This is a genomic window from Sporosarcina jeotgali, from assembly GCF_033304595.1.
Classification (GTDB): domain Bacteria; phylum Bacillota; class Bacilli; order Bacillales_A; family Planococcaceae; genus Sporosarcina; species Sporosarcina jeotgali.
Window position 1 is genome coordinate 2,295,652 of record NZ_CP116341.1, and the last position, 15,509, is coordinate 2,311,160.

Here is a 15,509-nt window from a genome sequence, read left to right on the forward strand (position 1 = left end):
TATTTTTTAATTCTAACTTTTTTATTTGTTGCTTTCTTGCTATAATGAAAACATCTATAAAATATAGGAAGTGGGTGCTGGCATGTCCGAACAGGAATATTCCTACAAGGAAGCAATGATTTACACTCAACGTCTTGCGCAGATGTCGAAAGCGTTGTGGAAGGCTGTTGAAAAAGACTGGCAACAATGGATAAAACCTTATGACTTGAATATTAACGAACATCATATCCTTTGGATTGCCTATCATCTGCAAGGTGCCACAATATCGGATATTGCAAAGTTTGGAGTCATGCATGTCTCTACTGCATTCAACTTTTCCAAAAAGCTGGAACAGCGAGGGTACTTAAAGTTTTTCAAAAAAGAAGATGACCGCAGGAATACATATGTCCTCGTCACTGAACTGGGCGAAGAATTACTTAAAGAAATGACGGAAAACTACTTTGTCTCCGATCATACAATTTTGGACGGATCACTTCCGATCAAAAATCTCTATGGAAAGTTCCCTGAGTTTTTGGAGGTCATGTCCGTTATTCGCAATGTATACGGTGAAGATTTTATGGAAATTTTCGAAAAGGGATTCGAAAGTCTCGGTCAGACATTCAATGAGGAAAATGGGCATCTGACTGCAGCCCCTGCCAATCTGAAGCTCGCTTCAGGTGAGGATAAATAATTCCCAAATCTCTGCCCAGTCTGCTATGATGGATAGAGATGTCCAAAGGGGGTATGCACGTGATTTTGATAATAACTGTTCTCTTTTCATTATTCTACTTGTTCCAAATCAACAAGATGACGTTCGCACTTTGCGAATCACGAGAAATTCCTGAAGAAAAGCAAAATAAAATATATGCAACTGTAAATGTGCTGATTACTATTTTAATGTTGTCACTTTACGTAGAAGTCTTTTTAAAGGTTTAATAAAATGAAAAGTCCACCCCTAATACGGGGTGGACTTTTATTTACATTTTAGTACAAGTATGCCGCGCCTACAATGATCAATAGAATGAACAGGACAACCAACAATGCGAATCCAGATCCTGCTCCAGTACCTCCAGCGTATCCACTCATCGAAGCACCCCCTCTCTTCTTTTGTATCTTATGCGAACCCCTTTTCAATAGTTGGGCGAATTTAACGGGAACTTTTTTGTACTCGATTCGTTTGTATGTTATAGTGTCACTTGTTAATTACATTTACAGAGGAGTATCTAACTATGATGAAAAAAACAGTACTATCGTTCACGTTAGCAGCATCTGTTCTTGCACTCTCGGCTTGTTCAGGGAATGCTTCTGATGACGAAGCAATCGTTACATCCAAAGATGGAGATATAACAAAGAGTGAGTTTTACCAAGAGATGAAAGATTCTGTTGGTGAACAAGCACTGCAAATGATGGTTATTGAAAAGGTCCTCGATTCAAAATATGATGTATCTGACAAAGATGTGCAGGCAGAATTTGATGACGTCAAAGAACAGCTTGGCGATAATTTCGATCAATACCTTGCACAACAAGGTCAAACAGCAGATGGTTTCAAAAAGGCAATCAAGCTCAATAAGTTGCAAGAAGCAGCGCTTACAGACGGCATTGAAGTAAGCGATGATGAACTCAACAAATATCTTGAGCAGAAAAATACAGAAGTGAAAGCGAGCCACATCTTAGTAGAGGATGAAGAAACTGCTAAAGAAGTGAAAAAGAAAGCGGACGCTGGTGAAGATTTCGCGAAGCTTGCGAAAGAATACTCAACTGAAGAAGGCGCTAAAGAGTCTGGCGGCGAGCTTGGATGGTTCGGTGAAGGTAAAATGGTTCAGGAATTCTGGGATGCTGCTGTCGCAATGAAAAAAGGGACAATCAGCGAACCGGTTCAATCTGAATTTGGTTACCACATCATCAAACTAGAAGACACTCGTAAAGTCGATGACAAAGAGCCTTCTAAAGAAGACAAAGCAAAAGCTAAAGATGAGTTGAAGCTTGCAAAAGCAGATACTAGCACAATCGTCGACAAAGTTGCGAAGCTTATGAAAGACGCTGACGTGAAAGTGAAAGACAAAGATTTGAAGTCTGCACTGGATATGTTCAACGAAAGCAAGCCAGAAGCTAAAGAAGACGGCGCAGATGCACCGGCTGATACTGAAGCGGATGCAGAAGACGAAGAAAAGTAATTTAGAATAGCCACATGGTTTGTCAGTTGATCTGACGGACCATGTGGTTTTTTTATGGGGATTTTATGGGCACTTTCTTTTTTCCCGCGGCATACTCCCCTTTTGCATTCCGTATCCAAGGTCGCGACCAATTATCTTTTCTTAAAAGCCTGATTGGTGTGCTTCGCTCCGCTGCGCATTTAGGGATGGGGGGGTGGGGGTGATAGGGTTTTCACTGCAACTTGCTCGTTTCTCTGTGCAACCCGCTCGTTCCCACGCGCTACCCGATCATTCTTCAACGGAACCCGCTCGTTCCCTCGCGCAACCCGATCATTCCTCAACGCTACCCGCTCGTTCCCCCGCGCAACCCGATCATTCCTCAACGCTACCCGCTCGTTCCCCTTCGCAACCCGATCATTCCTCTGTGCAACCCGCTCGTTCCCTCGCGCAACCCGATCATTCCTCTGTGCAACCCGCTCGTTCCCCTTCGCTACCCGATCATTTCTCTCCGCTACCCGCTCGTTCCCCTTCGCTACCCGATCATTCCCCCGCACAACCCGCTCGTTCCCCCGCGCACCCCCGATCATTCCCACTCCCAGAATCACCTTCCCCCAATTCCATTAATCCCCCTCTCTCCACTCAAAACAAAAAGAGCTTCCGCGGAAGCTCCTCCTCAACTCTTTTATTCAAATGTTGGCTTATAGAATGAACGATTCTCCAATGGGAAAATGCGTTCAGAGAACTCACCGGGTTCAGTTTTGCTCATCGCCCGGTTCAGCATGTTCATTTTAGCATCGATGTTGTCGATGTAATGGAGCATCTCGGCTTCAGGCAGCATCGGACGTTTCGGGCTGCCCCACTCTTCTTTTCCGTGGTGGGAAAGAACCATGTGCTGAAGGAGCATCACTTCTTCACCTGAAATATCAAGTTCATCCGCAGCTTTCGAGATTTCCGTCACCATGATACTAATGTGTCCCAGTAAATTCCCTTCTACGGTGTAGTGCGCCGCCACCGGTCCTGATAACTCAATGACTTTCCCGATGTCATGCAAAATCACACCAGAATACAATAAATCTTTGTTCAAAGTTGGATACAGATCCGACACTGCTTTCGAAAGTTTCAGCATCGATACGACATGATCAAGCAAACCTGATACATAGTCATGATGATTCCGTGTGGCAGCTGGGTACATCGTGAAAGCTTCCTGGTGCTTCTTAATCAAATGACGGGTTATCCGTTGAATCTGAGGATTCTTCATCTCGAAGAAGAATTGCATTAACTCCTCCATCAGTTCCTCTTTGCTTTTTTCAGCGGATGGCACCAGATCCGACATCGTAATTCCTTCATCTGCTTTTGCAGGGCGAATGCTCTTAATGCGCAGCTGGTTTTTCCCGCGGTACTCGTGCACTTCCCCGCCAACGCGAACAATAGCAGCTGCCGGATACAACCGCTCCTGCTCTTCTCCAGTATCCCAGAGCTTTGCTTCCAAATCTCCGCTTTTATCTTGCAGTACAAGTGACATGAAGGGGCTTCCTTGCTGTGTGACCCCTTTTGTGGATTGTTTGATGAAGAGGAATAAGTCTACCGGTTCCCCTACTTTATGATCTAATAGTTTTTTCATAATGCAACTCCTTCTGGTGAGTTTCCAATTTCGGAAACATGGATAATTTTAGCTTCTGGCCAATGTGGCGCCAGCGTCTCATGACAAGTAAATACGATGAATTGATGGTCAGCGGACAATTCCGATATGAGTTCAGTCATACGGGTGAGCCGTTTCGCATCGAAATGGACAAACGGATCATCCATTATAACAGGAAAGGGTGCTTGACCCGCTAATTCACTTGCCAGTGAGAACCGAAGCGCTAAATACGCTTGTTCTTTCGTCGCTTGACTTAACTCCGCAATCTCAAACGACTGTCCATCTTTACGCAATGCTTGGAATCGTCCGGCTGGATCAATGTCCAATTGATCATACCGTCCTGCAGTCAGTTGATGGAACAGCTTGTTTGCACGCGTTAAGACAGCAGGTAACTTTTTGTCTTTCAAGTCCCCCATCGTTTGACGAATCGCCTCTGCTGCTGCTTGCCGGCTCGACCACGATCGTGCCAGTGCATTAAATTCCGCTTTTTTGTTCTCATAAAGCTGCTGTGTATACAGATGCGCATCATCAGAAAGTAATGCTTCTGTTTTATGCAGTAAACTAGCACGCTCATCTGTCAGCTCTGAAATCGTAAGCTCTGCAGCTGCCAGCCGTTCTTCAGAGATGGCAAGCTGCTGCTGGATCCATGCTTCATCATCTCCGAATTCATCCGCATGATGGAGCGTCTTCAACTGGTCATTTAATCCGTCTAAACTCAGTTTCATAGTCTGGACTTGCTGCCAGCGGTCAAATGCGTTATAGAACGATTGTTTATCAGCTGCTCCTGCCTGTTCAAATAAATGCTGCTCTTGTTCTCGATACGCTTGTAATTCCAGTTTTTTCTCTTCCAGTGTTCTTGAAAGTTCTTTAACTTTGCGTCCGTATGTTTCAGCTGTGAGCGATGCGTCGCGCAGCTGCCGTGCTTCTTGCCTGATTAAAGTATACAGGTCTGCTTCAGGAACTTCACGCCCTAGCACTGTGCGTGCAGACTCGAGATGCTTCTCGATTTTCGTATTAGTCTCCTGCTGATCGTTTAAACGCTGTGACAAGGACCGATCTGTTTCTTGCAGCTGCCTTACCAATCGGAACAGTTCCGGAATCGCTTCAATTCCTGCCGAGTCTGTTAAACCGCATTCGTGAAGCTCTGTTGCAAGCCGACTGCGTGCGTGAATACTTTCCTCACTCAGACGGGTGACGTCGTTGCGAAGGGCTTCTATGTCCATTGCATGTCCTTCTGCAATTACATTTAATTGTTCTGCTTTTCGGATGAAATCATCCGTCCTCTTGCACAATTCTTCAAACGCCTCTTCTTTTCCTTCATACGCTTTTACCAGGGCCATCATTTCTCTCATGCGTTCATCCGATTGAGCAGGAGTTCGCTGATTTTGCATCAGTCCGTAACCGCTCACTGCCGCCACGATAACGCCTAGAAAAGCAAGCAGCCATTGCTGCTCGAGGATTCCATAGCCTGCTACTAAAATACCCGCTGCAAGCAAGATCCATATGACAGTTTTAGAAGATGTTTGCTGTTCTTTCCTAGCAAATGACACATACGCTTTTGCTTCAGAAAGACGCGTGCGCACAGCTGGCCACTTTGAAGCTTGAGCTTGTTCATCAGGAGTGGGCGCTTCAGCATGCAGCCTCTCCAGCTGCTGTGAGGTTCTCCGTTCCATTTCTTCGGTCCGCTGCAATTCCAGCTGACTGGACTGGACGGCACGTTCTGTTTGCTGAACTTGTTCTGCTAATTCTTGCAGGCGCTGCTCTTGAGTGAATGAACTGTCCAATTGTAAAAGAACTTCACCTGGAGAAGGTTCCGCAGCACCGAGGAGACCCAGCAGCCGCTGCCGTTCAGTCGTTAACCGCGCAATATCTGACTTCGCACTTACACGTTCCTGCTGAAGAACCTGCCAATCCGATTCCTTTGCAAGCAATGCTTCAACCGCAACTTCCCGATCTTTTTGTCCGTCACTTTCCAGCTGGTCTTTCACATTCTGCAATTGAAATGAAGCCCGTGCGTAAATTGCTTCCGCTTCATGTTTTTTACTTTCCAACATTTCCTGGTCACGTATCCCGTTTGGAGGGAACTCATTCTGACCGAGTTCCTCAATCTCTGAAAGCAGCCGATTTCTGTTAGCAATGATCGGAAGCCGCAAGAGAGCAGTTTCAAGTTTTTTAGACGCCGCTTGGCAATTTTGCAGATTGTTACGCTCGATTAACAGCTGCTGGTCCACTTCTTCCAATCGGTGCACAGCGGGTTCGTATTCATCTACTTTCGCTCGCTGCAGTTTCAGTTTCTCTTCGAGTTCACGGAGTTCTTTCAACAGCACATTCATTTGAGGATTTTTCCCCGACTTTTTAAAGAGTTCTGCTTTCTCTTTTTCCAGCCGTTTTTCTAATTGAAGCAGCGTATCCATTCCAGTTGTACCGGAGGATAATAGCGTTCGGCTAAGCTCATCCGAGTCCATCTGCTCCATTCCTTGCAGCTGAAACAATGAAAACGAGAAGACAGACTCAAATGCTGTGCGGTCATACTGGCGCAGGAGCTCATTGAGTTCAGATTGACCGCCTGTCTTCCCGTCCTCGAACCGTATCGTAACGTCTCCCGCTGACTTCCCTCGAATCCGCTCAACTTCCACCCGACCATACTTTTCATCGATCAGCGTAATTTTACCGCCATACCTCGATCCGGTCTTCGGTTCATATCGCAAAAGCGCGCTGTTCTTAGCAGGAAATCCAAATAATACTTGCAAGATGAACTGATGAATCGTTGTTTTACCGGCTTCATTCTCCCCGTAAAAGACCGTGACTCCTTCTCCAAGCTCAATCGTCACATTGCTGTGGCGGCCAAATCCATAGATTGTTAACCGCTCAATCTTCATAGCGCGTCACCTCTTTTCATGTCGAAAGCTCATTTGAGATGAGTTTCCCTGCTTCGTCGCTCAATTCTTTCTTCATTTCAGCAGTTAATGCCGACAAATAAGGTCCGGAGCGGGCATGCTGATAAACATCTTGCAGCGCCTGCTTCCAATCCTCGTCATCCCAACTATCGATTTGTTCCTTCACGGATCGAACGAGTGGTGAATCAGGCAAAAGCGCACTCTTTTTGTTTTCCTCAAATTGGAGCCCAGAGAACCATATGCCTCGATCTGCTGATTCACGCAGCACTTCCAGCCATTCCTCATTTGATGAACCACTGAACAGATGAGATGCTTCGGGACTCATCTTTATATTGCGTACACTGAGAATACACGCACCCGTACGTTCCATGACTTCCGTTGCTGCATTCTGACAAGCGGTCAGCCACTCATTGGCATGACTCATTTCTGTACAATCTATCTCGATTTCATCAAACACAAGAACTGATGTCGGTACAAATTTCAATGATGCCTCATTGCCTTCAAGTTCCACTTCATAAAAACCTTTCACTCCGCGTTCATTGCGATGACGACCTTGTAAGTTACCCGGGTAAACTATGGGCGGCTCATTATGTAAGACCTGCCGTTTATGAATGTGTCCAAGCGCCCAATAGTGATAGCCCTTTTCAAGGAGTGCTTCTCTTGTAAAAGGTGCATAGACTGCATGCGATTCTTCTCCCGCGATGCTGCCATGAAGCATGCCGATGTCAACGATTCCTGAATCACGGGCGGAATTCGGATAGTGTCCAATCATCGCTTCTTTAATATGCCGCTCCTTATAGCTGAACCCATGAATTCTGACTCGCTGACCCCGTACAGTCAATTCTGCTGTTTCCACTTCCGGACCAAATACGGTCACGTTTCCTGGCAGTTGAAACCGTGTCCACTTTCCTCCCAGATGATCATGGTTCCCGTAGGACATGAAAACTGGTATGCCGGCCTGCTGCAGACGCTCAAGCCCCTTCACAAATCTCATTTGCGCGCGCAAACTTCGATCTTCTCCATCGTAGATATCCCCTGCAATGAGAACAAAATCCGGAACAGATTTCTCCGCATATTGGATCAGGTTTTCATAGGCAGCGAATGTACTTTCCCGAAGTTCAGTCAATCGGGAAATCGGCATGTCTGTAATTCCTTTAAATGGACTATCTAAATGCAAATCCGCGGTATGCAGGAATCGAATCATTGACAGCGGGCACCTCCTATAACGAATATTTGTTCTAATTTTACCATATTTCAAGTAGATACGCGACAGCAATCAAGAGATTCCCGCTTTCAAAACGGCAGCAAAAAGCAGAGGGACTGTGCTTTCCCCTCTGCTTGAACACGCTTTAATCATACAGTCTTATTCTTTTCCTAACTGAATCGCTTTCTTAATATCCTTCAATGAACGGGATGGACCGTACATGAGAACACCGCCGCGATAAACGCGTGCTCCGAACCATCCGAGTACAAAAATAGTTACCAGCATGATTGCGATCGCAAGAAGCGGCTCCCACATCGGTAAATCCAGCATCCCTACACGTAAAAACATGACGAGCGGTGTAAAGAACGGGAAGAAAGATGCATACTTCAAGTACACGAGCTCTGGATTCCCGAGACCCGATGCAGCTAATATGAATGCTGCAACAATCATGAGCGTCATTGGCATAATCATTTGCTGGACATCCTCTGTACGGCTTACGAGAGAGCCGAGCAGTGCTGCCAGCGTTGCGTATAAGAAGTAGCCTAGCAAGAAAAATACGACTGCATAGACAAGTGTCATCGGATTAATGTCTGTAAAGTTAAAGAAACTGCCGATCCCTTCAGTCGCTTCTGAAGCAGAAGTTTTGAAGGCGATAAAACCGACGATTCCATAAACCAGGATTTGGACAATCCCCAGTGTTCCAATACCAAGCACCTTTGCAAACATGTGCTTGACGGGTGACACACTGGAAATTAAAATTTCCATCACACGGGAGGATTTCTCTGTTGCGACTTCTGTGGCAATCATTCCTGAGTAAAGGATAACTGCAAAGTAAATCACAAACATGAGCACGTACACTAAAATGCGGGCCTGATTCAATTCATCTTCGGATTTCGCCGAAGCGGAAATATTATTGTTTTCAAAGTTTACTTGTGTAAAAAGTGAATTGACTTGGTCGCCTGATAAGGATAGTTCATCTGCTTTAATCCCCGCCTGAACGGTTTGCAATGCATTGCGCAGCGGTTCTGGAAGACTCATTTCAATGCTGCTGAGCGTTGTGTATTTCGCTTGGATTGTGTTGGTTTCGTCCAGAGAAAGTGTTAAAAACGACTCGATGTCTTCAGAACGGACTTGTTTCTCCAGGTCCTTCTCACTTTCTTTAGTGGGTTCTATCGTAATATCGGACTCATTCGCTTGTAGAACTGCAGAAAGCGGATCATCTAGTTTCCCACTCGTGTCAATCACTTTCATAGCAGTCGGTTCGTCGCCGCCAATCCCGTCAATCGAATCTAGAATTCTTGGTAAGTTTGACAGTAAAAAGATTCCCGCAACCACTAGTGCCGTTGTTATGATGAATGATTTCGTTTTTGCTTTCGTCATAAATGCTTGTTTAAATATAATCCAGAATTCACGCATGTTCTTTCCCCACCTTTGCAATGAAGATATCTTGAAGCGTCGGTTCTTCAATTTCAAATTGCCGGACAGGTCCTGATTTTAGCGCTTCCGTCAAAAGCAGTTCCGCTGTTTCATCAGAATCCACCTGATACACTGCCCCTTCAACCGTTGGTGTTACAGAAGTCACACCTGGAAGTCCAGCAAGTGTACCCAATTCATAATCCGAACGGATGCGGACATTCTGTTTGCCGAATGAACGTTTCACTTCTTTCAGTGTCCCGCTGACAACCTGCTTCCCATGGTCAATAATACTGAACTGCTCACATAATTCTTCTACGTGATCCATGCGGTGACTGGAAAAGACAATCGTCGCCCCGTTATTCCGGATATCCAGAATCGCTTTTTTCAGCATCTCCACGTTCACTGGATCCAGTCCTGAGAATGGTTCGTCTAAAATAATTAGTTTCGGCTTATGCAAGAGGGCAGCGATCACTTGGATCTTCTGCTGATTCCCTTTTGACAGTTCCTCCACTTTTTTGTTCAAATACTGCGGTACGTCAAAACGATCGAGCCATCCGCCGATTTCCCGCTTTGCATCTGATCGTTTCATGCCTCTCAGTTCTGCTAAAAACAGGAGCTGTTCTTCGACTTTCATTTTCGGATAAAGTCCGCGCTCCTCAGGTAAATATCCGATATGAGGACTCGTCGCATATGAAATCGGTTTGCCATTCCAAGTGATACGCCCTTCGTTCGGCGTCAGCAGTCCTAGGATCATACGGAATGTCGTTGTTTTACCTGCACCGTTTGCCCCCAAAAAACCATACATCGTTCCTTCTTCAACAGTTAACGATAGATCATTCACAGCTGTGAAGTCTCCGAATCGTTTCGTCACGTGTTCAATTTGTAATGACATGATTGTACTCCTCCCTATTTCCCTATTCTAGTTATTACGAGTCACGAATCAATCCGTTTCACTTTTTTCACAATTTCATAGACGATCACTCTGTTTACCTTATAACTTTTTGTTATAAATAAGAACAGCTGCAAAATACACAATTAGTCCAACAGCATATAAACACGCTAATAGTATTGTTGCCAGAGTCCATCCTTCCAGCAATAAAGCTGCAAGTGTAAAAAGGTATGACAATCCAAGGAAAGTAATCCAAGAGACTGTTCTAGCCTTGATATGGACTTGCTCATATCGTTCATCAAATAATCGATTTTTCCTGCCTCTGCGCCAAAAAATCAATGCGAGAATTGACACTACTCCAAATCCTACAACAAATCCTGCGGCAGTTGATAACCAATCCACCCAGATCCCCCCTCTCTATTTTCCATCTGTTTCATCAGGTTCAAAAATGTCTTCTATTGGACGATCAAACAATTTTGAAATTTTAAACGCCAGGATCAGCGATGGATTGTACCTTCCTTTTTCCAGAGAAATTATCGTCTGACGAGATACTTCCAAGCTTTCAGAGAGCTCATCTTGGGTGAGACCCATCTCCATACGGATCTCCCGTATCAAGTTTTTCACTCTGCAACTCGCCTCCATTTCCGTAAAACTAATTTTAGATAGAACCACGTTTGAGTAAAGGTGACTTTACGTAAAGCGTACTTTACTATTTATCCAATGTCAAGCAAGGTTGACATTTCATCCACAAAAAATACAATGACAACAGATGACTTATTATGGAACAATGAATCACTGTTCATTTACATTGTGAAACGTGTATACTATAGAAAAAGGATAGGAGTGGATAATTGTGAGGACATATAAATTAACGGCATATGAAAAGACTGGAAAAATGATTGCAGATGAGACATTTACTGCTGAAACAGACGAGGCAGCGAAAGTAATCGGGCAATCGTTATTGGAAAAGCAAAGCTTGGCCGACCAGACACATCGCCTCGCTTCACCAGCTGGGAAACTGCTATTATTTCATGTTTAAAGCGTTTTTCCGTCCAGTGTGCTATTCTGTAATCAATCAGATAGGAGGCGCATACGATGAAGATTGCTTTAATAGCCCACGATGAAAAGAAAGACGAAATGGTTAACTTCACGATTGCCTATGAATCCATATTTGAAAACTTTACGCTTTACGCGACTGGAACTACCGGAAAACGAATTATGGAAGAAACGAATCTTCAAGTGAACCGTATGAATTCGGGACCGCTTGGCGGCGATCAGCAAATTGGTGCGATGATTGCTGAAGGAGAGCTCGATCTTATCCTGTTTTTCCGTGATCCACTGACTGCGCAGCCTCATGAACCGGACGTCAGTGCACTATTGCGCCTTTGCGACGTATACGGCATTCCGCTCGCAACGAACATTGCAACAGCTGAACTGCTCATCCGATCGATTGAAAAAGGCTATTTTCAATGGCGCGATACTGCCGATAAATACAAACAAAAGACGCTTGCCCGCTTTGACCGCGGATAAGCGTCTTTTTTAAATTTACAGATACGTTTTAATGGCCCGCTGAAGCGTCCCCAGCGTTTTGGTGTCACCGTCTAATCGGATCCCGAGCGTTGCCATTTTGCGGACGACATCTGGACGCAGTCCCGTAATGACTGTCTGGCACCCCATCAGTTTCGTGCTCTCAATGACTTTACTTAAATTATCTATGACCTCGTGTTCCATGTCTGAAATTCCAGATAGGTCGAGAATGAGCGTCTGAATGTGATGATTGCTAATTTCATTTAACACTTTTTCTTGGATTATAGTCGTTCTATAATAATCGAGCATTCCGATTAACGGCAATATACTCGTTGTTGGCGTGATAGGAATAATCGGAACAGACAAGTTTTCCACAAGATTCTTTTGAGCTTTAATCTCCTGATCTTTGTAGGAAGAGTAACTGATGAAGAACTCATTCAAAAAATGATCGAGGCGCGAATTGATTTTCTTCTCGAGAATGAAGAATTCGTTAAATGAAAACTCTTCTTTTTTCGTTTGTATGTACTCTTTTATAAAGTCCCATAGCGTACGGCGAATTGCAGAAACCCATTCCAATTTGAACGCAAGTGTTAGAGAATGTCTTGCCCACGCCACCCCTTCAACATTAGCAAAAGACTCCAGTTCATCTTTCCTTGCTTCAATTACAAAGGCAACAAGTTTATGTGCATTTTCTATTAAGTCAATATTACCGATACGAAGTATTTCTTCAATTTTATCATTAACGGTTGCCGCCTGGATTAAGAGTTCGCGCTCAAACTCATCCTTATTGTCTATCATGAACTGTTTAACTCTTGGACTCACATGATCACTTGACATGCTGTTGCCTCCTTCATTGACTTAAATTACATAAACAATTTTATTCTTTCCCGTTTTCTGCATATTAAAACCTATTCCATGGATTTTGCATCAAAAGCAAAACCGGCGATCCTCTATTTGAGATGCCGGTTTTGTTCGATTAGTTCCCCGTAAATTGCGGGTGTCGTTTCTCGACAAAAGCTCGGATGCCTTCTAAATGATCAGTCGTGTTTCGCATCGCTACTTGAGATTCACTTTCCAATTGCAATACGTGCTCGAGCTCTGTGCGTTTACTTTCATGCAAAATTCTTTTAGACGCAATCATTGCTGTTATCGGTGATCTGAGCAACCCATGAGCAAGCTGAGTTGCAGCTTCCTCAGAGTGTCCGCTTGGAACGAGTTCATCGACAAGTCCAGCTGCTTTTGCTGTCTTTCCGTCTATGACTTCCCCGCCCCAAATCATCTTCTTAGCATTGGTTGTGCCAATACGTTCTTTCAAGAAGAAATGTCCGCCGCCGTCCGGTACGAGTCCGATGCCAATAAAGTTCATCGCCAGTTTGCTGTCTTCCTCAGCAACCAGAACGTCACAGCCAAGTGCCAGACTGAATCCAAGTCCTGCAGCTGAACCATGGATAGCAGCTATTGTAATTTGCGGCAGCAAGTAGAGTGTCTTCGCCAGGCGCGTAATATGCTGCATGACGGCGCCCATATCCATCGGTGACTCGGGATCGATCATCTTTTTAATGTCACCGCCTGCTGAAAACGTCCGGCCCGCTCCTTTAATAAGCAGCACCTGAATTGCACGATCCCCATTCAGCTCTTCGAATGCATCCGCCAGCTCTTTCATCATCACATCGTCCATCGCATTCATGGAGTTCGGCCGATTCAGTGTCAGTGTTGCAATTCTGTCGTCCTTCTTAAGTTCTATTGTTTGATACATAAAAACTCCCCTTTTCCCTATTAGATTAACTGCTTGCAAAAATGAATAACCATTCATTACCTAATTCGGGGTAAAGGTGAAAAGTCCTTTATTTTGAAACGGGTTGCGGAAAGATTTCATCCAGCAGCTCTAATTTTCTTTCGATCGATTCTTGGTATGACAATATATAAGCGGCTGGATCTTTTGGATTGTGGAATTGTGTAATCCGGCCAGTCTTCGGATCCCGGAACTTGCTAGAAGCACCGCACCCAATACCGATAATGGTCTGCACTTCTTCCATAATCATTATATTGTAGATGCTTTCCTCGCCTGGCTTTGAATACCCGACATTCTCAAGATTTCCGAGAATATTTTTCTGGCGATATAAGTAATACGGGACATATCCATTTGCTTTGGTCCACTCTTCACCGAGCTTCATCATTTGCTCAGCAGTCGGGCGATCCGCCACCTCATATTTCTTTTTGTTTCTTGTCATTTCAGAGGCACGTTTAAACGAAAGCGTATGGATTGTTAAGGATTCCGGCTGAAGCTTTTCAGTTTCCTGAAGCGAGTGACTGAACTCTTCAACACCTTCGTTTGGCAGTCCGATGATTAAATCCATATTAATGTTGTTCATGCCCATAGAACGGGATAGCTTAAATTTATCAATCGTCTCTTGAACGGTATGATGACGCCCGATTGCTTTCAGTGTTTCGTCCGTATACGATTGCGGATTCACACTTATGCGGTCGATGCCAAATTTTTTAAGCACATCAATTTTTGCGGGAGTGATGGTATCCGGACGTCCTGCTTCGACCGTCACCTCTCTCACGTCTTTCATGAATGGGAATGACTCAACCATCACTTGATACAACGCATCCATTTCTTCAGCTTCAATCGAAGTCGGGGTGCCTCCCCCAAAATAGATGGTCGTCACTTTAACATTCCGTTCAGTCAGCCATTCTCCCAGCTGCCGAATTTCTTCATGCAAGCCATCTAAAAATGTTTCGACACGACCGCTTTTCCGATGAATTGCATACGCCGGAAACGTACAGTACGCACATTTAGTCGGACAAAAAGGAATTCCAATATAAATACTTACTTCTTCTTGAACACGGTATAGATCAGGTACAGCCGTCAGTTGTACGTCTGCAATCGTTTCAAGCAAGTCCACTTTTCTCGCTGACACACGGTGTTTGTCCATTAACAGCTTTTTAACCGACTCGGCGCTATGACCTTCCTGGCGATATTTATGGTAAAGTTTCGTCGGACGAATGCCCGTCAATATGCCCCACTCCTGGTTCATCCCCGTATAGGATTCCAGAACTTCCAATAATACATGTGAATAGAGCCGTTTCCATTGCCGGTTCTGTTCTTTCTCATTGCCGCCTTCAGATATCTCTCTGAACTCCGCATGATAGGTCTTTTCTTGAACCGTCAGTTCCGCTGTAACGACAAACTGGTCACCTTCCTGACGTTCTTGGAATCGTAAATCAAGATCACCTGTTTCTTCTTTCTTGCTAATTTTAGTTTCTTCAAAAAACAAATTTGCCAGGTGGATGAACATCCGTACCCAGTCTTCTTTAAAATCGCCGTGAAGCGCGATAGTTTGCATAGCTCGCCCAACTTTCTCATGGATCTAGATGATCCGATTGTCTGTGATACTCAGTATAACAAACCCGCAAAAGAAAAAACCAGCCGCACTGGGCTGGTTTGGTGTCAATTCATTGTCTCGTACAGTTCTTGAACCGGTTTCATCAAAACCCGGTTAATTTCTTCGATGACTCCGCTTAGCTTCATTTCAGCTTCTAGCATTGCCATGATTTTTGGATTTTGCTGTGAAAGCTGAGCTGTTTTTTGAGCATGCTCCAGTTCGTCCGGCTGAATTTCTTCGCCTGCCATTTGTTTTTGCTGCAGTGTCACTTGAATTTCACGGAAGTTACGGAACATTTCCAAGGCTTCAGAATCCGCCTTTACGTTTTCAATCGCCTCTTTAACTGCTAAAAATTCATCTGTCGTGCGCAGTGATCCTTCTAACTTATTGATGTCATCATAAATATTAACTGCCAT

At 44.5% G+C, this 15,509-nt stretch carries 17 protein-coding genes; 5 read left to right on the plus strand and 12 right to left on the minus strand.

Annotated features, from left to right (window positions below; translation table 11 throughout):
- Positions 1–82: 82 nt before the first annotated feature.
- Together PGH26_RS11415 and PGH26_RS11420 are read left to right on the plus strand one after the other, a co-directional pair.
- The gene (locus PGH26_RS11415; RefSeq protein WP_323691204.1) at positions 83–670 is read left to right on the plus strand and encodes an HTH-type transcriptional regulator Hpr; all 588 of its coding nucleotides are present in this window, start codon (positions 83–85) and stop codon (positions 668–670) included.
- 53 nt (positions 671–723) lie between these two features.
- Complete coding sequence (locus PGH26_RS11420; protein ID WP_225217795.1) at positions 724–915, plus strand: hypothetical protein; 192 nt, start codon at positions 724–726, stop codon at positions 913–915.
- 48 nt (positions 916–963) lie between these two features.
- On the opposite strand, the gene PGH26_RS11425 is transcribed toward PGH26_RS11420, so the two are convergent.
- On the minus strand, positions 964–1,065 hold the full coding sequence (locus tag PGH26_RS11425) for a YjcZ family sporulation protein (protein ID WP_082003340.1): 102 nt from the start codon (positions 1,063–1,065) through the stop codon (positions 964–966).
- 143 nt (positions 1,066–1,208) lie between these two features.
- Here PGH26_RS11425 and PGH26_RS11430 point away from each other — a divergent pair, with 143 nt between their 5' ends.
- A complete protein-coding gene (locus PGH26_RS11430) occupies positions 1,209–2,153 on the plus strand; it encodes a peptidylprolyl isomerase (RefSeq protein ID WP_323691205.1) in 945 nt (314 codons plus the stop codon).
- A 661-nt stretch (positions 2,154–2,814) separates the two neighbouring features.
- Here the strand turns inward: PGH26_RS11430 and yhaM are convergent.
- The 7 genes from yhaM to PGH26_RS11465 form a co-directional block, all read right to left on the minus strand.
- Positions 2,815–3,753, minus strand: coding sequence for a 3'-5' exoribonuclease YhaM (gene yhaM / locus PGH26_RS11435; RefSeq protein WP_323691206.1), 939 nt, complete (start codon positions 3,751–3,753; stop codon positions 2,815–2,817).
- Positions 3,750–6,650 carry an ATP-binding protein gene (locus PGH26_RS11440; protein WP_323691207.1) on the minus strand — a complete coding sequence of 967 codons (2,901 nt, stop codon included), beginning with the start codon at positions 6,648–6,650 and terminating at the stop codon, positions 3,750–3,752. The genes yhaM and PGH26_RS11440 overlap by 4 nt, the downstream gene beginning before the upstream one ends.
- 16 nt (positions 6,651–6,666) lie before the next feature.
- Positions 6,667–7,872, minus strand: a complete 1,206-nt coding sequence (locus PGH26_RS11445) for a metallophosphoesterase family protein (protein WP_323691208.1) — start codon at positions 7,870–7,872, stop codon at positions 6,667–6,669.
- Between the two features lie 159 nt (positions 7,873–8,031).
- Positions 8,032–9,288, minus strand: a complete 1,257-nt coding sequence (locus tag PGH26_RS11450) for an ABC transporter permease (RefSeq protein ID WP_323691209.1) — start codon at positions 9,286–9,288, stop codon at positions 8,032–8,034.
- A complete protein-coding gene (locus PGH26_RS11455; RefSeq protein WP_323691210.1) occupies positions 9,281–10,180 on the minus strand; it encodes an ABC transporter ATP-binding protein in 900 nt (299 codons plus the stop codon). The genes PGH26_RS11450 and PGH26_RS11455 overlap by 8 nt, the downstream gene beginning before the upstream one ends.
- Before the next feature lie 99 nt (positions 10,181–10,279).
- Complete coding sequence (locus PGH26_RS11460) at positions 10,280–10,579, minus strand: DUF2178 domain-containing protein (RefSeq protein WP_323691211.1); 300 nt, start codon at positions 10,577–10,579, stop codon at positions 10,280–10,282.
- Positions 10,580–10,594: 15 nt separating this feature from the next.
- On the minus strand, positions 10,595–10,801 hold the full coding sequence (locus PGH26_RS11465) for a helix-turn-helix transcriptional regulator (RefSeq protein ID WP_323691212.1): 207 nt from the start codon (positions 10,799–10,801) through the stop codon (positions 10,595–10,597).
- Between the two features lie 229 nt (positions 10,802–11,030).
- On the opposite strand from PGH26_RS11465, the gene PGH26_RS11470 reads away from it, so the two are divergent.
- Positions 11,031–11,216, plus strand: a complete 186-nt coding sequence (locus tag PGH26_RS11470) for a YhzD family protein (RefSeq protein WP_323691213.1) — start codon at positions 11,031–11,033, stop codon at positions 11,214–11,216.
- Between the two features lie 56 nt (positions 11,217–11,272).
- The gene (mgsA, locus tag PGH26_RS11475) at positions 11,273–11,707 is read left to right on the plus strand and encodes a methylglyoxal synthase (RefSeq protein ID WP_323691214.1); all 435 of its coding nucleotides are present in this window, start codon (positions 11,273–11,275) and stop codon (positions 11,705–11,707) included.
- 15 nt (positions 11,708–11,722) lie between these two features.
- Here the strand turns inward: mgsA and PGH26_RS11480 are convergent, their stop codons facing one another.
- The 4 genes from PGH26_RS11480 to PGH26_RS11495 all read right to left on the minus strand — a co-directional run bounded on the left by PGH26_RS11480 (position 11,723) and on the right by PGH26_RS11495 (position 15,509).
- Positions 11,723–12,541, minus strand: coding sequence for an STAS domain-containing protein (locus PGH26_RS11480; protein ID WP_323691215.1), 819 nt, complete (start codon positions 12,539–12,541; stop codon positions 11,723–11,725).
- A 139-nt stretch (positions 12,542–12,680) separates the two neighbouring features.
- A complete protein-coding gene (locus PGH26_RS11485; RefSeq protein ID WP_323691216.1) occupies positions 12,681–13,460 on the minus strand; it encodes an enoyl-CoA hydratase in 780 nt (259 codons plus the stop codon).
- Between the two features lie 88 nt (positions 13,461–13,548).
- Positions 13,549–15,054: a coproporphyrinogen III oxidase gene (locus tag PGH26_RS11490; RefSeq protein WP_323691217.1), complete on the minus strand. Its 1,506-nt coding sequence runs from the start codon at positions 15,052–15,054 to the stop codon at positions 13,549–13,551.
- Positions 15,055–15,158: 104 nt separating this feature from the next.
- On the minus strand, positions 15,159–15,509 hold the full coding sequence (locus PGH26_RS11495; protein ID WP_323691218.1) for a YlbF/YmcA family competence regulator: 351 nt from the start codon (positions 15,507–15,509) through the stop codon (positions 15,159–15,161).